The sequence below is a fragment of the Bacillus cabrialesii genome, assembly GCF_004124315.2.
Taxonomy (GTDB): Bacteria; Bacillota; Bacilli; order Bacillales; family Bacillaceae; genus Bacillus; species Bacillus cabrialesii.
Map to the genome: position 1 here is coordinate 1,530,991 of NZ_CP096889.1, position 19,348 is coordinate 1,550,338.

At 42.7% G+C, this 19,348-nt stretch carries 19 protein-coding genes; 15 read left to right on the top strand and 4 right to left on the bottom strand.

Going from position 1 to position 19,348, the window contains the following annotated elements:
• The first annotated feature begins 90 nt into the window (after nt 1-90).
• The 8 genes from yknW to sipT all read left to right on the top strand — a co-directional run bounded on the left by yknW (nt 91) and on the right by sipT (nt 8,394).
• Nucleotides 91-786 (top strand): YknW family membrane protein, encoded by a 696-nt coding sequence (gene yknW / locus EFK13_RS07965; RefSeq protein ID WP_129505849.1) that lies wholly within the window; start codon nt 91-93, stop codon nt 784-786.
• 4 nt (nt 787-790) lie between these two features.
• The gene (locus tag EFK13_RS07970) at nt 791-1,924 is read left to right on the top strand and encodes an efflux RND transporter periplasmic adaptor subunit (protein WP_129505848.1); all 1,134 of its coding nucleotides are present in this window, start codon (nt 791-793) and stop codon (nt 1,922-1,924) included.
• Nucleotides 1,925-2,617 carry an ABC transporter ATP-binding protein YknY gene (gene yknY / locus EFK13_RS07975; protein WP_129505847.1) on the top strand — a complete coding sequence of 231 codons (693 nt, stop codon included), beginning with the start codon at nt 1,925-1,927 and terminating at the stop codon, nt 2,615-2,617. It abuts the gene before it with no gap.
• Nucleotides 2,614-3,807 carry a sporulation-delaying-protein transporter subunit SkiZ gene (skiZ, locus tag EFK13_RS07980; protein WP_129505846.1) on the top strand — a complete coding sequence of 398 codons (1,194 nt, stop codon included), beginning with the start codon at nt 2,614-2,616 and terminating at the stop codon, nt 3,805-3,807. Before yknY ends, skiZ begins: the two co-directional genes overlap by 4 nt.
• Nucleotides 3,808-4,086: 279 nt before the next feature.
• Nucleotides 4,087-4,842: a DeoR/GlpR family DNA-binding transcription regulator gene (locus EFK13_RS07985; RefSeq protein ID WP_129505845.1), complete on the top strand. Its 756-nt coding sequence runs from the start codon at nt 4,087-4,089 to the stop codon at nt 4,840-4,842.
• Nucleotides 4,839-5,750, top strand: coding sequence for a 1-phosphofructokinase (pfkB, locus tag EFK13_RS07990; RefSeq protein ID WP_129505844.1), 912 nt, complete (start codon nt 4,839-4,841; stop codon nt 5,748-5,750). Before EFK13_RS07985 ends, pfkB begins: the two co-directional genes overlap by 4 nt.
• Nucleotides 5,751-5,764: 14 nt before the next feature.
• The gene (locus EFK13_RS07995; RefSeq protein WP_129505843.1) at nt 5,765-7,669 is read left to right on the top strand and encodes a PTS fructose transporter subunit IIABC; all 1,905 of its coding nucleotides are present in this window, start codon (nt 5,765-5,767) and stop codon (nt 7,667-7,669) included.
• A gap of 143 nt (nt 7,670-7,812) precedes the next feature.
• Entirely contained in the window at nt 7,813-8,394 is a 582-nt protein-coding gene (gene sipT / locus EFK13_RS08000; RefSeq protein ID WP_103746621.1) for a signal peptidase I sipT, read from the top strand.
• A gap of 35 nt (nt 8,395-8,429) precedes the next feature.
• Here sipT and EFK13_RS08005 read toward each other — a convergent pair whose 3' ends face one another.
• Complete coding sequence (locus EFK13_RS08005) at nt 8,430-8,699, bottom strand: hypothetical protein (RefSeq protein WP_129505842.1); 270 nt, start codon at nt 8,697-8,699, stop codon at nt 8,430-8,432.
• Between the two features lie 180 nt (nt 8,700-8,879).
• Between EFK13_RS08005 and EFK13_RS08010 the strand changes: the two genes are divergently transcribed.
• From EFK13_RS08010 to EFK13_RS08020, 3 genes are all read left to right on the top strand, one after another.
• Nucleotides 8,880-10,499 (top strand): ABC-F family ATP-binding cassette domain-containing protein, encoded by a 1,620-nt coding sequence (locus tag EFK13_RS08010; protein WP_129505841.1) that lies wholly within the window; start codon nt 8,880-8,882, stop codon nt 10,497-10,499.
• 63 nt (nt 10,500-10,562) lie between these two features.
• Nucleotides 10,563-11,474 carry a ketopantoate reductase family protein gene (locus tag EFK13_RS08015; RefSeq protein ID WP_129505840.1) on the top strand — a complete coding sequence of 304 codons (912 nt, stop codon included), beginning with the start codon at nt 10,563-10,565 and terminating at the stop codon, nt 11,472-11,474.
• Nucleotides 11,475-11,595: 121 nt separating this feature from the next.
• On the top strand, nt 11,596-12,948 hold the full coding sequence (locus EFK13_RS08020; RefSeq protein ID WP_129508246.1) for an IS1182 family transposase: 1,353 nt from the start codon (nt 11,596-11,598) through the stop codon (nt 12,946-12,948).
• A gap of 132 nt (nt 12,949-13,080) precedes the next feature.
• On the opposite strand, the gene EFK13_RS08025 is transcribed toward EFK13_RS08020, so the two are convergent.
• From EFK13_RS08025 to mreBH, 3 genes are all read right to left on the bottom strand, one after another.
• Entirely contained in the window at nt 13,081-14,313 is a 1,233-nt protein-coding gene (locus EFK13_RS08025; protein WP_129505839.1) for an aminopeptidase, read from the bottom strand.
• 111 nt (nt 14,314-14,424) lie between these two features.
• Complete coding sequence (locus tag EFK13_RS08030; protein ID WP_003238865.1) at nt 14,425-14,559, bottom strand: protein YkpC; 135 nt, start codon at nt 14,557-14,559, stop codon at nt 14,425-14,427.
• Nucleotides 14,560-14,660: 101 nt separating this feature from the next.
• The gene (gene mreBH / locus EFK13_RS08035) at nt 14,661-15,668 is read right to left on the bottom strand and encodes a cell shape-determining protein MreBH (RefSeq protein ID WP_064813003.1); all 1,008 of its coding nucleotides are present in this window, start codon (nt 15,666-15,668) and stop codon (nt 14,661-14,663) included.
• Between the two features lie 282 nt (nt 15,669-15,950).
• On the opposite strand from mreBH, the gene abhA reads away from it, so the two are divergent.
• The 4 genes from abhA (at nt 15,951) to ktrC (ending at nt 19,287) form a co-directional block, all read left to right on the top strand.
• Nucleotides 15,951-16,229, top strand: a complete 279-nt coding sequence (gene abhA / locus EFK13_RS08040) for a transcriptional regulator AbhA (RefSeq protein WP_014663823.1) — start codon at nt 15,951-15,953, stop codon at nt 16,227-16,229.
• A 191-nt stretch (nt 16,230-16,420) separates the two neighbouring features.
• The gene (gene kinC / locus EFK13_RS08045) at nt 16,421-17,707 is read left to right on the top strand and encodes a two-component sensor histidine kinase KinC (RefSeq protein WP_129505838.1); all 1,287 of its coding nucleotides are present in this window, start codon (nt 16,421-16,423) and stop codon (nt 17,705-17,707) included.
• A 15-nt stretch (nt 17,708-17,722) separates the two neighbouring features.
• Nucleotides 17,723-18,550 (top strand): gamma-glutamylcyclotransferase family protein, encoded by an 828-nt coding sequence (locus EFK13_RS08050; RefSeq protein WP_129505837.1) that lies wholly within the window; start codon nt 17,723-17,725, stop codon nt 18,548-18,550.
• A gap of 71 nt (nt 18,551-18,621) precedes the next feature.
• Nucleotides 18,622-19,287: a Ktr system potassium transporter KtrC gene (ktrC, locus tag EFK13_RS08055; protein WP_010334094.1), complete on the top strand. Its 666-nt coding sequence runs from the start codon at nt 18,622-18,624 to the stop codon at nt 19,285-19,287.
• Nucleotides 19,288-19,348 lie beyond the last annotated feature (61 nt).

The window sequence follows — 19,348 nt, forward strand, 5'->3', positions numbered from 1 at the left end:
TGAAGGCTTTTGGAAATTTATTAAAAAACATGAAACTTTTCGATCCCTCTTCCGTATAATCTGTTAGAAATTTTTCAAGGAGGTTTTGAAATGGAAACAAATGTAGAAAAAAACAGCGGAACGGCGACTGAAAAACCGTCACTTTTTGGAGTGATCACAAGCCCGTCTGTTCAATTTGAGAGAATAAGAGAAAGACCGGTGGTATGGGGGCCGCTTTTCATTGTTGCGGTGATTCTCATCGTTGGCGCGGTGCTGCAATCACTCGGAACGGATTATAGTGAGCTTTTGAAAAACACGGACACTCAAGGGTTATCAGCTGAACAAATGGAAACCTTCGAAACAATCACCAAATTTGGAGGAATGGCAGGCGCGATTTTTGGCGGCATCGCAGCATTATTTATTGCCCCTCTTATTTATTGGCTCTGTGTAAAAATATCAGGAGGGGTTACGACATACAAAAAAATGCTTTCTCTCGGTCTGTTTGTCTCTTTGATTAGCAGTCTTGGATTATTGATAAACGGAATCGTTGCTTTTACGACTGACGCGAATCCGCTTTACAGCATGACGTCACTGGCAGGAATTATCCAGTCTGACGGGGCTCTCGCAAGCGTGTTAAATACCTTAGAGATATTCAGTGTATGGAGCTTTGTATTATTGGCAATCGGACTTCACAAAACAGGCGGCATCTCAAAAAAAGCCGGATGGATTTCAGCGATTGTCCTTTTCGGCATTTTGCTCGCCTTTTCGTTCTTTTCAGGTTTAATCAATTCTGTGGCGGGTGCATAAGCTCATGAAAAAAATCTGGATTGGAATTGGAATCGCCGCTTTAGTCGCACTTTTTATTGGAATTAATATATACCGCTCTGCCGCTCCGACAAGCGGCAGAGCCGGCCAGAAGATACAGACGGGGAGCCTTGAAGAAAAAGAAATTTCGTCAACGGTTATGGTTCCCGGCACACTTAAATTTTCAAATGAACAGTATGTCTTCTATGAAGCGGATAAAGGGACATTAGAAGACATTAAAGTGAAGGAAGGCGACAAAGTTAAAAAGGGCACGACTTTAGTTACCTATACAAATGAGCAGCTGAGTCTGGAAAAAGAACAGAACCAGTTGACCGCTGAATCGAACCAGCTTCAAATTGAACAAACTCAAGAAAAGATAAAAGCGTTAGACAATAAAGAAAAAGAACTGGCGAAACAGGTTGGAAAGAAAGAAGCAGAAAAACAAATTGAATCTGAACGGACGGAGCTTCAAATGCAGGAAAAAACAGCTGAGATCGAATTAAAACAAACCGAGCTTCAGCGGCAGTCACTTGCCAATCGGGTGTCAGATCTTGAAGTGAAAAGCGAAATCGAAGGCACCGTTATTTCTGTCAACCAAGAAGCGGCATCCAAAAAATCAGATATCCAAGAGCCTGTCATACATATCGGAAACCCGAAAGACCTTGTTGTCTCAGGGAAATTATCTGAATACGATACACTGAAAGTCAAAAAAGGCCAGAAGGTCACACTCACTTCAGATGTCATCCAGGATAAAACATGGAAAGGAACAGTTTCCGCAGTCGGACTTGTTCCGGATCAGCAGGAAAGCACGGCGGCACAAGGTACAGAACAAGCGGTTCAATACCCGCTTCAAGTAAAAATAAAAGGAAGTCTTCCAGAAGGAAAACCCGGTTTTAAATTCATCATGAATATCGAAACAGACAAACGGAAAGCAAATACGCTTCCTTCAAAGGCGGTTAAAAAAGAAGACGATCAATATTACGTGTATACAGTAAAAGACGGAAAAGCAAAACGAGTTGATGTCAAAATCGGTGAAGTAACAGATGATCTGACAGAAATTAAAGAAGGAATTTCTCAAGATGATCAAGTCATTTTGAATCCTTCTGATCAGGTGACCGATGGAACGGAAGTGAAAGCATAAATGATTCAGCTTTCTAATGTGCGAAAAAGCTATCAGATCGGCAGGGAAACGTTTGATGTTCTCCATTCCATTAATCTGGACATTCAACAAGGGGAGTATGTTTCAATTATGGGGCCGTCCGGATCAGGGAAATCGACGATCATGAATATTATCGGCTGTCTTGACCGGCCGACTTCCGGTACGTATAAATTGGACGGCGAAGACATTTCTTCATATAAAGATAAAGAACTGGCCGCAGTCCGTAACCGGTCCATCGGTTTTGTATTTCAGCAATTTCAGCTTCTTCCGCGGCTGAATGCCAAAAAAAATGTCGAGCTGCCGATGATTTATTCCGGCATAGGCAAAAAGGAACGTCAAGAGCGGGCTGAGAAAGCATTGGAAAAAGTCGGGTTAGCCGATAGGATGCTCCACATGCCCAATGAGCTGTCGGGCGGGCAGAAGCAGCGGGTGGCGATTGCGAGGGCAATCGTGAATGAACCAAAATTGATTTTAGCTGATGAACCGACCGGTGCGCTGGATACGAAAACAAGCGCGGCGATTATGGATCAATTTACAGCATTAAATGCCGAGGGAACGACAATTGTTCTTGTTACTCACGAGCCGGAAGTTGCAGATTGCACGAATCGGATTGTCATGGTGCGTGACGGACACATTGTTCCTGCCAGCTCCGGACAAAGGAGTGTGGGAGAATGAGCCTGTTAGAGAACATCAGAATGGCTCTAAGCTCTGTCCTTGCTCATAAAATGCGTTCGATCTTAACGATGCTCGGCATTATCATTGGTGTGGGATCTGTTATTGTCGTCGTTGCGGTAGGACAGGGCGGCGAGCAAATGCTGAAGCAATCGATCAGCGGCCCGGGAAATACCGTGGAGCTGTACTATATGCCAAGTGATGAGGAGCTTGCAAGCAATCCGAACGCCGTAGCGGAATCTACTTTTACAGAAAACGATATTAAGGGTTTAAAAGAGATAGAGGGCATCAAACAAGTCGTTGCCTCAACTTCTGAAAGTATGACAGCGCGTTATCATGAGGAAGAATCCGATGTTACGATTAATGGAATAAACGATGGATACATGAATGTCAATTCTTTAGAAATCGAAAGCGGAAGAACCTTTACCGACAATGATTTTCTCGCGGGGAAAAGAGCCGGAGTCATTTCTCAAAAGATGGCTGAAGAACTATTTGATAAAACCTCCCCTCTCGGTGAAGTTGTCTGGATCAACGGACAGCCTGTTGAAATTATCGGCGTGCTGAAAAAAGAAACAGGCTTGCTATCTTTTGGTTTAAATGAAATGTATGTACCATTTAATATGATGAAATCCTCTTTTGGAACGAGTGATTTCAGTAACGTATCATTGCAAGTCGAATCAGCAGACGACATCAAATCAGCTGGAAAAGAAGCGGCACAGCTGGTCAATGATAATCATGGTACAGAGGATTCGTATCAAGTGATGAACATGGAAGAGATTGCGGCTGGAATTGGCAAGGTAACGGCGATAATGACGACGATTATCGGCTCGATTGCGGGCATCTCTCTTCTAGTCGGCGGGATCGGTGTCATGAATATTATGCTCGTATCAGTCACAGAACGGACGCGAGAAATCGGAATCAGAAAATCACTCGGTGCCACGAGGGGACAGATTCTGACTCAGTTTTTAATCGAATCAGTCGTATTGACGCTTATCGGCGGTTTGATTGGGATCGGAATCGGATACGGAGGGGCCTCGCTTGTTTCTGCCATTGCAGGCTGGCCGTCACTCATATCCTGGCAGGTTGTATGCGGGGGCGTGCTGTTCAGTATGCTCATTGGTGTTATTTTTGGCATGCTTCCTGCAAATAAAGCCGCAAAGCTTGATCCGATTGAAGCACTGCGTTATGAGTAGCCTCATGCAACATGCATGAGGTTTTTTTATGTGTAATGATTTCTACTACGAATATAAAAAACTTTTTTCATTAAAATAAGAAGAAAATGTCGTACAATTGTCCTTATTTTTGTCGAATTTACAGTTTACAAACCCTATAGACATACGTTAATATGGAGAAACATGAAAGATTTTGATAGTTATTGAATGAATTTGAATGATTTTAGTTGCCTAAACTGAAAAAAGCGTTTACAATGAAATTGTATTCAAAATGAATACGTTTTCATTAGGAGGTGAAGCATGCTAACTCCTGAACGGCATCAATTGATTATTGATCAAATAGAAAAGCATGATGTGGTAAAAATTCAAGAGCTCATAAATCTGACAAATGCTTCTGAATCAACAATCAGAAGAGATTTATCGACACTTGAAGAACGCGGTTTTTTAAAGCGTGTTCATGGGGGAGCGGCCAAGCTTTCCGATATCAGACTTGAACCCGATATGCTTGAAAAATCATCCAAAAACCTTCACGATAAATTGAAGATTGCTGAAAAAGCTGCTTCACTTTTAGAAGAAGGGGATTGCATTTACCTTGATGCAGGCACGACGACTTTGCATATGATTGATTTTATGGATAAAAGCAAAGATATTGTCGTTGTCACAAATGGGGTGATGCATATCGAAGCATTAATAAGGAAAGAAATTTCTTTTTATCTGCTTGGAGGATACGTAAAGCACAGAACGGGCGCGGTTATTGGAGGCGCTTCACTGATTGCCATGAATCAGTACAGATTCGACAAGAGTTTTCTGGGGGTAAACGGTGTCCATATAGAGGCTGGCTTCACAACGCCGGATCCCGATGAGGCCCTTTTAAAACAAAAAGCTGTCAAACAGGCAAAACACGCTTACGTCTTAGCAGACCCTTCGAAGTTTGGAGAAATTTCATTTTCGGCATTCGCCGGAATAGGCGACGCAACAATCATTACGACTGACGCTGAAGAGTTAACATTCGATAATTACCAAGAAAAAACTGTCGTAAAGGTAGTGAAACCATGATTTACACTGTAACACTTAATCCATCTGTCGATTATATTGTTCACGTTGAAGATTTTACTGTAGGAGGCCTGAACCGTTCTTCATACGATACAAAGTATCCAGGGGGCAAAGGCATCAACGTATCGAGACTGCTGAAAAGACACCATGTACCGTCTAAAGCACTCGGATTCGTCGGCGGATTTACCGGAGAATATATCAAAACATTTTTGCGGGAAGAAAATCTGGAAACAGCTTTTTCTGAAGTGAAAGAAGATACCCGGATCAATGTAAAACTGAAAACTGGTGATGAAACTGAAATTAACGGGCAGGGACCGGTAATTTCGGATGAAGATTTCCAAGCCTTTTTAGAACAGTTCCAATCTTTGCAAGAGGGAGATATCGTCGTCCTTGCGGGAAGCATTCCATCTTCACTGCCTCACGATACTTACGAAAAAATCGCAGAGGCTTGCAAACAGCAAAACGCGCGAGTTGTTCTGGATATCTCAGGCGAGGCGCTTTTGAAAGCGACTGAAATGAAACCGTTTTTGATGAAACCAAACCATCACGAGCTTGGAGAAATGTTCGGCACAACAATTTCATCTGTTGAAGAAGCTGTTCCTTATGGGAAAAAGCTTGTAGAACAAGGCGCTGAACATGTAATCGTATCCATGGCTGGAGACGGAGCGCTGCTGTTTGCGAAGGAAGCTGTTTATTTTGCTAACGTGCCAAAAGGGAAATTGGTAAACTCAGTCGGAGCAGGAGATTCCGTCGTTGCAGGTTTCCTTGCGGGAATTTCCAAACAGCTGCCGCTTGAAGAAGCATTCCGCTTAGGAGTTACATCAGGCAGCGCCACCGCGTTCTCTGAAGAACTTGGAACAGAAGAATTTGTCCAGCAGCTTCTTCCTGAAGTTAAGGTCACACGTCTATAGAGGAGGAAACAAAAGTGAAAATAACTGAGCTTTTAACGAAGCATACGATAAAGCTTAATATTGAGAGCAAAGAAAAAGAAAATGTTATTGACGAAATGGTCACTGTTCTTGATAAGGCTGGAAAGTTAAATGACCGACAAGCCTATAAAGAAGCCATTTTAAATCGCGAGAGCCAAAGCTCAACGGGTATCGGCGAAGGAATCGCTATTCCGCATGCCAAAACAGCAAGCGTTATCAACCCGGCGATCGCGTTCGGACGTTCAAAAGACGGTGTCGATTATGAATCATTAGACGGTCAGCCGGCTCACTTGGTATTCATGATTGCGGCGACTGAAGGCGCAAACAACACTCACCTTGAGGCATTGTCGAGACTTTCAACACTATTAATGCGTGAAGAAATCCGCAAGCAGCTGCTTGAAGCTGAGTCAGAAGATGCCATCATCGACATCATTAATCAGCATGATAAAGATGATGACGAAGAGGAAGAGGAAGAAGAAGCGGCACCAGCACCTGCAGGAAAAGGAAAAATTCTAGCGGTTACTGCATGTCCGACAGGTATTGCTCACACATTCATGGCTGCGGATGCGCTTAAAGAAAAAGCGAAAGAGCTTGGTGTGGACATTAAGGTCGAAACAAATGGTTCAAGCGGCATTAAGCACAAGCTGACTGCCCAAGAAATCGAAGATGCACCTGCAATCATTGTCGCAGCGGACAAGCAGGTTGAAATGGAGCGCTTTAAAGGCAAGCGCGTGCTTCAAGTACCTGTTACAGCGGGTATCAGACGCCCTCAGGAGCTAATCGAAAAAGCGATGAACCAAGATGCCCCGATTTATCAAGGCAGCGGCGGTTCTTCAGCTTCAAACGATGAAGATGAAGCGAGAGGCAAGTCTGGAAGCGGCATCGGAAACGCGTTTTATAAGCACTTGATGAGCGGTGTCAGCAACATGCTTCCATTCGTAGTCGGCGGCGGTATTCTCGTTGCGATTTCATTCTTCTGGGGAATTAATTCTTCCAATCCGGATGATCCTACTTACAACACGTTTGCTGCAGCTCTTAAGTTCATCGGCGGTGACAACGCATTAGGATTAATTGTGGCAGTTCTTGCCGGGTTTATCGCAATGAGTATTGCAGACCGTCCTGGTTTTGCACCTGGTATGGTCGGCGGATTTATGGCGACTCAAGCAAACGCTGGTTTCTTAGGCGGATTAATTGCCGGATTCCTTGCCGGTTATGTCGTGATTTTACTGAAAAAAGCATTTACGTTTATTCCTCAATCACTTGATGGATTAAAACCTGTTCTGATTTACCCGCTGTTCGGTATTTTTATCACTGGCGTATTAATGCAATTTGTTATCAATACACCTGTAGCAGCATTTATGAATTTCTTAACAAACTGGCTTGAAAGCCTTGGTACTGGAAACCTTGTATTAATGGGTATTATCTTGGGCGGTATGATGGCGATCGATATGGGCGGCCCGCTTAATAAAGCAGCCTTTACGTTCGGTATCGCGATGATTGATGCAGGCAACTATGCGCCTCATGCGGCAATCATGGCCGGCGGTATGGTTCCTCCGCTTGGTATCGCACTTGCAACAACAATTTTCCGAAATAAATTCAGTCAGCGTGACCGTGAAGCAGGTATTACATGCTACTTCATGGGTGCGGCTTTCGTAACAGAGGGAGCGATCCCGTTTGCTGCGGCTGATCCGCTTCGCGTCATTCCGGCTGCTGTCATTGGTGCAGCTGTTGCCGGCGGATTAACAGAATTCTTCCGTGTAACGCTTCCGGCACCTCACGGAGGAGTGTTCGTAGCCTTCATCACAAACCATCCGCTGCTTTACCTATTAAGTATCGTGATCGGTGCTGTTGTGATGGCAATTATCCTCGGTATCGTGAAAAAACCTGTTACAGAGAAATAAGAAAAAAGCGTCCTTGATTCAAAAGGACGCTTTTTCTTTGTTGTGCTGGCGGGAGCGCGGTTAAGTTATGTATTTTATTATCTTTTATGATAAAGTAAAAGAAGAGAAACAACTGACATAGCAATCGTCTAGGAGGAAACACTTTGACCGAGGAAAAAAACACGAAAACTGAAAAAACGGCGAAGAAAAAAACCAATACGTACTTGGAATGGGGAAAAGCGATTGTCATCGCGGTTCTGCTGGCTCTCCTGATCCGTCACTTTTTATTTGAGCCTTATTTAGTAGAAGGGTCATCTATGTATCCCACATTACATGATGGAGAAAGGCTGTTTGTGAATAAAACCGTCAACTATATCGGCGAGCTGAAGCGCGGAGATATTGTCATTATCAACGGTGAGACTTCGAAAATCCATTACGTTAAAAGATTGATCGGAAAGCCTGGAGAAACCGTTCAAATGAAGGATGACACGCTTTATATAAACGGAAAAAAAGTAGCCGAGCCATACTTGTCTAACAACAAAAAGGAAGCAGAAAAGCTTGGTGTCAGCCTGACAGGCGACTTTGGGCCGGTTAAGGTTCCGAAAGGCAAATATTTTGTCATGGGAGATAACCGTTTGAATTCTATGGACAGCCGAAATGGGCTGGGGCTGATTGCAGAAGACAGGATTGTCGGCACATCGAAGTTTGTCTTTTTCCCGTTTAACGAAATGCGTCAAACAAAATAAAAACGCCTTGCTGGCCTTTGGGCAGCAGGCGTTTTTTAATTTGAAAAAGAAGCGACCAATGCAATGCATAATACTGTGATGAACACTGAACCGATAATGGCCAGCACACTGAAGAAAAGGTGGACCTGTTTGTTCTCTTTTCCGCGCTTTTCTAAAAGCCGTTTAGAAAAAATGTGCGAACATATGTAAATAAGGGCTATGCCAATATATAAGCCGATATCTTTGGCGGTAAAGCCTGTTACTACAAGGTAAAAGCCCGTAAAAAAGATCAATAAGCAGTATTCAGTAAGTGTTAAAAGCCTCAACGTGTTCCTCCATGAGAGTGTGTAATTTTCCAGCCGGATGCATTCTCTCTCTTTAATTGTAACATAGCTGGCCGATTCGAGTGTATAAGTGTTTTCTCGCCGTTTTATCAGGGAATCATTTCTCTTGCCCTGTATTCATGGTATACTTTTATTGATGATAGACATGATGGAGGATAATAAATGATTGCTGTAAATAATGTAAGCTTGCGCTTTGCTGATCGCAAGTTATTTGAAGATGTCAATATTAAATTTACCCCAGGCAACTGCTATGGGTTAATTGGTGCAAATGGTGCCGGTAAATCAACGTTCCTGAAAGTGCTATCAGGCGAAATCGAGCCTCAAACAGGCGACGTTCATATGAGTCCCGGCGAGCGTCTTGCTGTCTTGAAACAGAACCATTTTGAGTACGAAGAGTATGAAGTGCTGAAAGTGGTGATTATGGGCCACAAACGCCTGTATGAAGTCATGCAGGAGAAAGACGCCATTTATATGAAGCCTGATTTCTCAGATGAGGATGGGATTCGTGCTGCTGAGCTCGAAGGTGAATTTGCGGAGCTGAATGGATGGGAAGCGGAAAGTGAAGCTGCGATCCTTTTAAAAGGCCTTGGGATTTCTGAAGATCTTCATACAAAGAAGATGGAAGACCTTGGCGGTTCAGAGAAAGTAAAAGTGCTCTTGGCACAGGCATTATTCGGCAAGCCGGATGTACTGCTGCTCGATGAGCCGACGAACCACTTGGACCTTCAGGCGATTCAGTGGCTGGAAGAGTTTTTGATTAACTTCGAAAACACGGTTATTGTCGTATCCCATGACCGTCACTTCTTAAATAAAGTGTGTACACACATTGCTGACCTTGATTTTAACAAAATCCAAATTTATGTCGGAAACTATGATTTCTGGTATGAATCAAGCCAGCTGGCGTTAAAGCTTTCTCAAGAAGCGAACAAGAAAAAAGAAGAGCAAATTAAACAGCTTCAAGAGTTTGTCGCTAGATTCAGCGCCAATGCGTCTAAATCTAAGCAGGCTACATCCAGAAAAAAACTTCTCGAAAAAATTACGCTGGATGATATTAAACCGTCTTCCCGCCGCTATCCTTACGTTAATTTTACGCCGGAACGGGAAATCGGAAATGATGTTCTTCAGGTGGAAGGCTTATCGAAAACAATCGATGGCGTAAAAGTGCTCGACAATGTCAGCTTTATTATGAATAGAGAAGATAAAATTGCTTTCACTGGCCGTAACGAGCTTGCTGTTACTACGCTGTTTAAAATCATTTCCGGGGAAATGGAAGCTGACAGCGGAACGTTTAAATGGGGCGTTACGACATCTCAAGCGTTTTTTCCAAAAGACAACAGTGAATATTTCGAAGGCAGTGATCTGAATCTTGTAGACTGGCTTCGCCAATATTCTCCTCATGACCAAAGTGAGAGCTTCTTACGCGGCTTCTTAGGACGGATGCTGTTCTCCGGAGAAGAAGTCCATAAAAAAGCTAATGTGCTTTCTGGGGGAGAAAAGGTTCGCTGTATGCTGTCGAAAGCGATGCTTTCTGGCGCCAATATTTTAATTTTGGATGAACCGACCAACCATTTAGACTTAGAATCCATTACGGCGCTCAATAACGGCTTAATCAGCTTTAAAGGCGCTATGCTGTTTACTTCCCATGACCATCAGTTTGTACAGACCATTGCCAACAGAATTATAGAAATTACACCTAACGGCATCGTCGATAAACAAATGAGCTATGATGAGTTCCTTGAAAATGCTGATGTGCAGAAAAAACTGACTGAACTATACGCGTAATAAAAAAAGCAGAGATGTTCCTCTGCTTTTTTTGATACATAGATATGAAAGGGGGCCACAACAATGAAGTTTTTAGTTGTCGGAGCAGGAGGAGTAGGCGGATATATTGGCGGACGGCTTGCAGAGCAAGGCAATGATGTGACATTTCTCGTACGCCAAAAAAGAGCTGAGCAGTTAAAAGAAACCGGGCTTGTCATCCATAGTGAAAAGGGGGATGTATCATTTCAGCCCGCATTAATCACTGCCGGAGAAACAGGGCGGTTTGATGTCGTTCTCATCGCTTCTAAAGCGTATTCACTTGGTCAGGTGATAGACGATGTCAAACCGTTTATCGATCAGGAATCTGTCATTATCCCTTTCTTAAATGGGTATCGCCATTATGAGCAGCTGTTTACTGTATTTTCAAAAGAACAGGTGCTGGGCGGTCTGTGTTTTATAGAAAGTGCCTTAGATAACAAGGGAGAAATCCATCATACGAGCGCATCGCATCGTTTTGTATTCGGAGAATGGAACGGTGGGCGTACGGAACGAATAACAGCGCTTGAAGAGGCGTTTTCAGGCGTGAAGGCGGAAGTCATCATCAGCGGCCATATCGAGAAGGACATTTGGAAAAAGTATTTGTTTATTGCAACGCAAGCGGGGATCACAACGTTATTTCAACGACCGCTTGGCCCGATCCTCGAAACAGAAGGCGGACGTCACACGGCCCAAACTCTTATTGGAGAAATTGGCGATATTTTGCGAAAAGAAGGCGTTCCTGCTGACCCGGATCTAGAGGAAGAGAGCTTTCGTACGATGACGAGCATGTCTTATCATATGAAGTCATCTATGCTTCGTGATATGGAAAACGGACAAACGACTGAAGGCGACCACCTGCACGGCTTTTTGCTTGAAAAAGCAAAGCGTTTATCTCTTGCAGCACCTATATTAGAAACGGTTTATGCCAATCTGCAAATGTATGAAGCGGAAAAATAAAAAGGAGGCGAAAAGCCTCCTCAGGCTGTCGAGAAAATCTCGACAGCCTTTATTTTTCCTTAAAATATCCATTCTCCTGTAATAAAATAAAAGAAAGACTAAAAAGGACGGTGTCTTTCTTATGTTCCACACAAGAAATTCTTCTCAAAACACAGCCGAATTTGTTCTGCTTGACCAACTGGTCGAAGAGGATCATCTGCTTCGAAAAATTGATAAATACATAGACTTCTCTTTTATCATTGAAAAGGTTAAGCCTTACTACAGCGAAAACAAAGGCCGCCCCTCACTTGATCCACTAATTTTATTCAAAATGATGTTTATCGGCTACCTCTACGGTATCCGTTCAGAAAGGCAGCTCGAAAAAGAAATTTACTACAATATGGCGTACAGATGGTTTTTGGGACTGAATATCAATGACCCAGTTCCGCACCACTCGACCATCAGCTGGAACAGACGCACACGCTTTAAAGATACAACCATCTTCCAAGACATTTTTGATGAGATCGTTCTTCAGGCCATCAATCATGACATGGTGGGCGGACGTGTCCTATTCACTGATTCCACTCATCTGAAAGCCAATGCCAACAAGCATAAATACACAAGAAAAACAATAGCGCAGGATACACAAAACTATATCAAGGATTTAAATGAAGCCATACAAGAGGATCGGGAGGAACACGGAAAAAAGCCATTAACAGCCAAAGAGGAGGTGAAAGCTGAAAAAGAGATCCGCCACAGTACAACCGATCCGGAAAGTGGCTATCTGTATCGCGAAAACAAACCAGAAGGTTTTTTCTATTTAGATCACCGCACAACAGATATGAAATACAACATTATCACCGATGCCTATGTCACACCCGGAAATGTCCATGATTCTGTGCCCTATCTTGACCGATTGGATCACCAAATCGCACGATTTGGTTTTCAAGTAGAAGCCGTCGCCCTTGATTCTGGTTATTTAACGACTCCCATCTGTAAAGGATTAGCTGACCGCCATATTTTTGGCGTTATTGCCCATAGACGATATCACCCTACCAGAGGCTTGTTTCCAAAATGGAAGTTTCATTATGACAGTGAGAAAGACAGTTACATTTGCCCGAACCAGCAAACACTTACATACTCAACAACTGACCGAAAAGGCTACCGGTCATATAAATCAAATCCTGAAATATGTTCCTCATGCCGGCTGCTTGGGAACTGTACAAAATCAAAGAATCGGCAGAAAGTGATTACTCGGCATGTATGGGAAGATCATAAAGAAAAGGTCAGACAAAATCGCTTGTCTGTTTCAGGAAAAAACCTCTACAAAAAAAGAAAAGAAAAAATAGAGCGAAGCTTTGCAGATTCAAAACAGCTGCACGGGCTTCGCTATTGCAGGTTGAGGGGGAAACGAAATGTGAGTGAACAAGTTCTTCTCACAGCCGCATGCCAGAACATGAAGAAGATTGCCACATACCTAGCCAAGCAAGGCTAGGCATGTGGGAGCGCTTTTTCTGCATCTGAAACCTGATGAAAATCTAAAGAAACAGCATAAAACAAAAAAGCTTGTGGAGAAAAACATCGTTTTCTCTACAAGCTGAGGAGGCGAAAAGCCTCCTTTTGTTTATTAAAACGCCCAATTTCCGTTTCTGAAGATAGGCTCTCTTTTTCCGTCTGCCGTAATCCCATCGATATTCATATCCTTAGAGCCAATCATAAAATCCACGTGTGTAATGCTTTCATTTAAGCCTTCTTTGACAAGCTCCTCACGAGACATCTGCTTTCCGCCTTCAATGTTAAAGGCATAGGCACTCCCGATCGCCAAATGATTTGACGCGTTTTCATCAAACAATGTGTTATAGAAAAGAATATTTGATTGTGAAATAGGCGAATCGTAAGGAACCAGTGCCACTTCACCTAAATAGTGCGAACCCTCATCTGTTTCCACCAATTCTTTTAAAATGTCCTCACCTTTTTCTGCTTTAATATCGACTATACGGCCATTTTCAAAAGTGAGGGTGAAGTTTTCAATAATATTTCCGCCATAGCTTAACGGTTTTGTGCTCGATACGAACCCATCGACCCCATCTTTTTGCGGCAGCGTGAATACCTCTTCTGTCGGCATATTGGCCATAAACTCATGGCCGCTCTCATTTACGCTGCCTGCGCCTGCCCAAACATGTTTCTTCGGCAGCTTAATGGTTAAATCAGTTCCTTTTGCTTGATAATGTAAAGCAGCGTAATGTTTCTCGTTCAAATGGTCAACTTTTTCATGAAGATTTTGATCATGATTGATCCAAGCTTCAACCGGGTTGTCTTCGTTAACACGCGTCGCTTTAAAAATTTCTTCCCACAGAAGCTGAATCGCTTCCTCCTCTGATCTGCCAGGGAAAACTTTTTGAGCCCAGCCCGCTGATGCCGCACCTACGACAGTCCAGCTGACTTTGTCCGATTGAATATATTGTCTGTATGTATGTAATGCTTTGCCTGCTGCTTTTTGGAAGGCAGCAATCCGTTTGGAATCTGCACCTTTTAGTAAGTCTGGATTTGAGGACACGACAGAGATGAAAGCAGCTCCTTTTTTAGCAAGCTCTTCTCTGCCTTTTGCTTCCCATTCAGGGTATTCTTCAAATGCTTCAAATGGCGCAAGTTCATATTTTAATTTGGCGACTTCGTCATCCTGCCAATTCACCGTGACATTTTTGGCGCCTTTTTCGTATGCATGTTTGACAATTAAGCGGACAAAATCGCGTACATCTGTTGAAGCATTTACGACTACATGCTGGCCTTTTTGGACGTTTACGCCGACCTCTACCGCCAGTTGCGCATATGTATTTACTTTCTGTGAAAATGAATCCATGAATCATTCCTCCTCAAGCTTTTTTCTCATCATATCAAATATAATCCTATAAAGGAAAGATAGGAGGCTAACGTGAAAAACCCAAAACAGCGTGTCTTGGGTTTTTCGATATTACGGATGATTCAGTTTTACAGTGCCGCCTGCAGGCGAATGGGGCATATTTGCTAAAGAAATGCTCATGCCTCCAAGAATAATTCCGCTTAAAATGGCTGCGATCGCTACTCTTCTTCCTAAATCTCTTAGCATCTGTTTCCTCCTTAACGTTTCTCCATTTCCCACAATATGAAGGGAGTGAGGAAAAAAGAAGCAACAAATTTGCTTTATGTGAGATTTTTTGCAGGAAAAGACTATTTAACTGCCTTTTGAAGCTTATCAATCACTTCTAAAGAACGGCCTGTACCGATTGCCACAGATTCAAGCGGGTTTTGCGCCACATGTACAGGCACGACAATTTCTTCTGATAGCCATTCTTTAATCCCGTTAAGGAGCGCGCCGCCTCCTGTTAAAATAACGCCTCGGTCAACAATATCTCCGCTCAATTCAGGCGGGCAGTCCTCAAGTGTGGCTCTGATGGCTTCAAGAATATGAAGGAGAGATTCACGCATTGCATCTTGAATTTCGTTAGATTGAAGCATAATGGTTTTTGGAAGGCCTGTCACGAGATCTCGTCCCCGAATTTCCATTGCGTCTGGAACATGCTCAATCAGCGCATGGCCAATTTCCATTTTTACCTGCTCGGCTGTGCGCTCGCCGATCAGCAAATTGTATTTTTTTCGGACAAACGAAACGATGTCCTCATCAAGCTGGTCTCCGCCTATTCTGATAGAATGGCAGGAAACAACGCCGCCGAAGGAAATGATGGCGACCTCTGTCGTCCCTCCGCCGATATCTACTACCACATTGGCAACCGGCTCATCAACCGGTAAATCCGCACCGATAGCGGCTGCAACCGGCTCTTCAATTAAGTGGACGTTTTTCGCGCCGCAATTTTTCACAGCATCACTGATGGCGCGGCGTTCAACTGCTGTTGAGCCTGACGGTGTGCATACGACTACGTTCGGTTTTCTGAACGTCATGCCGATGCTTTTTGCGGCTTTTTTCATAATGTGCTTTAGCAGATCAGTTGTCATATCATAGTCTGCGATAACGCCATCTTTCATCGGTCTGACAGCGACAATTTTGCCCGGTGTTTTACCGATCATGTTTTTTGCGTCAGCTCCGATTGCAAGGACTGCCTTTGTTGTTGTATCCACTGCCACAACAGATGGTTCATTTAAGATAATCCCTTTATTTTTGCTATAAACAAGTATATTAGCTGTTCCTAAGTCAATCCCAATTTCAGTTGATTGAAACATGTTTTCACCCAATCTCTATCCTGATTTTATATGATTCTACATTTAAAGTTTCTAAGAAATGAAGCGATTTTTGGGGGTGTGCGTCGGGAAAGAAATGTTTTTGTAAAAAATCGTAGAACTGTGTAACAGAAGTAATACATTTTTCAGTTTTATGGAAAAAATATCTTGTAATTCTTATAGAAAGCGGGAAACTTTTTCTAAGTTTCGTACGTCTACGATATATTGAGGTGCATCCTTAAACATTACATGAGAAAAGAAACATTTAAAGGAAGAAGGGTTTTTATGAAATCAATAGGTGTTGTAAGAAAAGTAGATGAATTAGGCCGTATTGTCATGCCGATCGAATTAAGACGGGCACTTGATATTGCCATAAAAGACAGCATTGAGTTTTTTGTTGACGGAGATAAAATTATCTTGAAAAAGTACAAACCCCATGGCGTTTGTTTAATGACCGGAGAAATTACTTCAGAAAATAAAGATTACGGCAACGGTAAAATTACGCTAAGCCCTGAGGGTGCACAGCTGCTTCTCGAAGAAATTCAAGCCGCTTTAAAAGAATAATATTATGTTGAAAAAGGCGGAGCGGTTCAATCTCCGCCTTTTTTGCGTGCCCAATTTCTGATTACCGCCGCCCAAAGTGCGGCATCATGAACATCAGGTAATGAATGATTTGGGATACTTTACATATTTTACTCAATTATTTGTCGAAGAATGGTACAATAAAGAGAGAAACACAAGCGGCAGGTGGTCATATGAGAAAATATCAAGCTCGTATCATTTCCATCATTTTGGCAATGATTTTTATTTTGTTTTGGGATTATTTATTTTATATTATAGGCAAAAACCCGATTAATTGGCCTGTTGATATTGTGTATACCGCAGTCACGATAATAAGTGTCTGGATGCTGGCTTATTATATCGATGAGAAACAGCAGCTGGTCAAGAAAATGAAGGATAATGAATGGAAGTATAAACAGCTCTCTGAAGAAAAAAACCGCATCATGGATAATTTGCAGGAAATCGTATTTCAAACGAATGCAAAAGGGGAAATTACATATTTAAATCAAGCGTGGGCATCAATAACGGGCTTTTCAATCAGTGAGTGTATGGGAACGATGTATAATGATTACTTCATAAAAGAAAAGCACGTAGCCGACCACATTAACACCCAAATCCAAAACAAGGCGTCTTCCGGTATGTTTACGGCAAAATATGTGACAAAGAGCGGCACGATTTTTTGGGGAGAAGTTCATTATAAACTTTACTACGGCCGTGATGACCAATTTACAGGCAGCCTGGGCACAATGTCAGATATTACTGAGCGGAAAGAGGCTGAAGACGAGCTCATTGAGATTAATGAACGGCTGGCGAGAGAATCACAGAAACTGTCAATCACAAGTGAACTTGCCGCCGGTATTGCACATGAGGTCAGAAACCCTTTAACATCTGTCAGCGGTTTTCTTCAGATTATGAAAACACAATATCCGGACAGAAAAGGCTATTTTGACATTATCTTTTCAGAGATTAAAAGAATCGACTTGGTGCTAAGCGAGCTGCTGTTGCTTGCAAAACCTCAGGCGGTTACATTTAAGATGCATCAGCTGAATGAGATCTTGAAACAAGTCACGACATTGCTAGATACCAATGCTATTCTGTCCAATATCGTCATAGAAAAAAATTTCAAAGAGACAGACGGCTGTATGATTAACGGTGACGAAAATCAGCTGAAGCAGGTCTTTATCAATATCATTAAAAATGGGATTGAGGCAATGCCTAAAGGCGGTGTCGTAACCATTTCGACTGCAAAAACAGCCTCTTACGCAGTGATAAGCGTGAAAGATGAAGGAAACGGCATGCCGCAGGAAAAGCTTAAGCTGATTGGCAAACCTTTTTATTCAACAAAAGAAAAGGGCACCGGACTAGGGCTTGCTATTTGTTTAAGAATTTTGAAGGAACATGACGGAGAATTGAAAATCGAAAGTGAGGCTGGAAAAGGCAGCGTCTTTCAAGTTGTTTTGCCTTTAACATCAGACAGCTGAGAGGGGGAAAATAAGATGAACTCGCTTCTGTTTGTATACGGGACATTAAGAAAACATGAAAAAAATCATTATCTGCTTGCACAATCGCCATGTATCAATGAGCAGGCCAGAACGAAGGGATGTCTGTTTGCTGCAAAAGAAGGACCCGCAGCCGTTTTTGAAGATGAAGGTTATATATGCGGCGAAGTGTATGAAGCAGATGAATTGTGTATACATAAGCTAGATCAATTTTATCGTGGCTATCATAAACAAACGGTGCTTGTAGAAACGGACGCCGGGATCAAAAAAGCGCTTATTTATTTTATGGACAAAGAGGAATGTGCCGACTTTCAGAAAATAAGCAGCGGCGACTGGAAAGAACATCAGATGATCAGCAAATCGCAAAACCCTATTTATTATTTTGCCTATGGGTCCTGTATGGACAATGCACGCTTTCAAAAGGCGGGAGTTGATCACTATTTTCAAGATCCAGTGGGAAGAGCTGTTTTAAAAGGATACACAACTCGCTTCACGCTAAAAAGAGAAGACGGCTCAAGAGCGGATATGATGGAAGACGGAGGAACAACAGAAGGTGTTTTATATCGCATCCCTTTTTCTGCTCTTTCCTATCTATATAAAAGGGAGGGCGTTGAATCGCTTACGTATCGGCCGGCATTTGTAGACGTTGATGCTGAGGGAAAGCGATACACAGACTGTTTAACCTTTCTCGTTCTCCAAAAAGAAGCGGAAACTGCCCCGCCTCAGCACTATCAGATTGAAATTGAACGCGGAGCGGAGATGTATTTGTCACCGGGGTTTGCTGATAAGCTTAAGGGGCATATGAATTCGCTGCCAAAAGTGTAATGAAATTAACACTGTTACAAAAGAATATGATAAAATTTGATCAGCATGATGTCAGGTAAAGGAGCACCACTATGAAAAAAGAATTTGCGGTAATTGGACTAGGCCGTTTTGGTGGCAGTATTTGCAAAGCATTAAGCGAAGAAGGCGTCGAGGTAATGGCGATGGATATCGATGAGGATAAAGTCAACGAATATGCCAAGATCGCATCTCACGCTGTAATCGGTGATTCAACAGACGAATCTGTCCTGAAAAATTTAGGTCTGCGGAACTTTGACCACGTTATTGTAGCAATAGGAGAAAATATTCAAGCGAGTATTTTAACGACTCTCATTCTGAAAGAACTTGGCGTTAATACCATTACAGTTAAAGCGCAGAACGATTATCACGAAAAAGTGCTGTCTAAAATCGGTGCGGATCACATCGTCCATCCCGAACGAGATATGGCAAAGCGAATTGCGCATAACATCGTGTCCAACAACGTACTTGATTATTTGGAGCTGTCTGAAGAGCATAGTCTTGTTGAAATTGTTGCCAACAGCCGCTTAGCAGGAAATACGCTTCTTGATTTAGATATCCGTGCGAAATACGGTATTAACATCGTAGCCATTAAAAGAGGCAAGGAAGTCATCGTGTCGCCTCTTGCGACCGAAGTCATACATCAAGAAGATATTCTCATTGTCATTGGATCGGTTACCGACATTTCCCGTTTTGAAAAAAGAGTTCTTCATACGAAATAGCAAGATAAACAAGCCGTCCTCAAAGGGCGGTTTTTTGATATTATCAGAATATAACAACTTT

Bases quoted from the DNA above. Each gene is read 5' to 3' on its own strand.
- yknW (WP_129505849.1), top strand. From the start codon at position 91: ATGGAAACAAATGTAGAAAAAAACAGCGGAACGGCGACTGAAAAACCG.
- EFK13_RS07970 (WP_129505848.1), top strand. From the start codon at position 791: ATGAAAAAAATCTGGATTGGAATTGGAATCGCCGCTTTAGTCGCACTT.
- yknY (WP_129505847.1), top strand. From the start codon at position 1,925: ATGATTCAGCTTTCTAATGTGCGAAAAAGCTATCAGATCGGCAGGGAA.
- skiZ (WP_129505846.1), top strand. From the start codon at position 2,614: ATGAGCCTGTTAGAGAACATCAGAATGGCTCTAAGCTCTGTCCTTGCT.
- EFK13_RS07985 (WP_129505845.1), top strand. From the start codon at position 4,087: ATGCTAACTCCTGAACGGCATCAATTGATTATTGATCAAATAGAAAAG.
- pfkB (WP_129505844.1), top strand. From the start codon at position 4,839: ATGATTTACACTGTAACACTTAATCCATCTGTCGATTATATTGTTCAC.
- EFK13_RS08010 (WP_129505841.1), top strand. From the start codon at position 8,880: ATGATTGCTGTAAATAATGTAAGCTTGCGCTTTGCTGATCGCAAGTTA.
- EFK13_RS08015 (WP_129505840.1), top strand. From the start codon at position 10,563: ATGAAGTTTTTAGTTGTCGGAGCAGGAGGAGTAGGCGGATATATTGGC.
- EFK13_RS08020 (WP_129508246.1), top strand. From the start codon at position 11,596: ATGTTCCACACAAGAAATTCTTCTCAAAACACAGCCGAATTTGTTCTG.
- EFK13_RS08025 (WP_129505839.1), bottom strand. From the start codon at position 14,313: ATGGATTCATTTTCACAGAAAGTAAATACATATGCGCAACTGGCGGTA.
- EFK13_RS08030 (WP_003238865.1), bottom strand. From the start codon at position 14,559: ATGCTAAGAGATTTAGGAAGAAGAGTAGCGATCGCAGCCATTTTAAGC.
- mreBH (WP_064813003.1), bottom strand. From the start codon at position 15,668: ATGTTTCAATCAACTGAAATTGGGATTGACTTAGGAACAGCTAATATA.
- abhA (WP_014663823.1), top strand. From the start codon at position 15,951: ATGAAATCAATAGGTGTTGTAAGAAAAGTAGATGAATTAGGCCGTATT.
- kinC (WP_129505838.1), top strand. From the start codon at position 16,421: ATGAGAAAATATCAAGCTCGTATCATTTCCATCATTTTGGCAATGATT.
- EFK13_RS08050 (WP_129505837.1), top strand. From the start codon at position 17,723: ATGAACTCGCTTCTGTTTGTATACGGGACATTAAGAAAACATGAAAAA.
- ktrC (WP_010334094.1), top strand. From the start codon at position 18,622: ATGAAAAAAGAATTTGCGGTAATTGGACTAGGCCGTTTTGGTGGCAGT.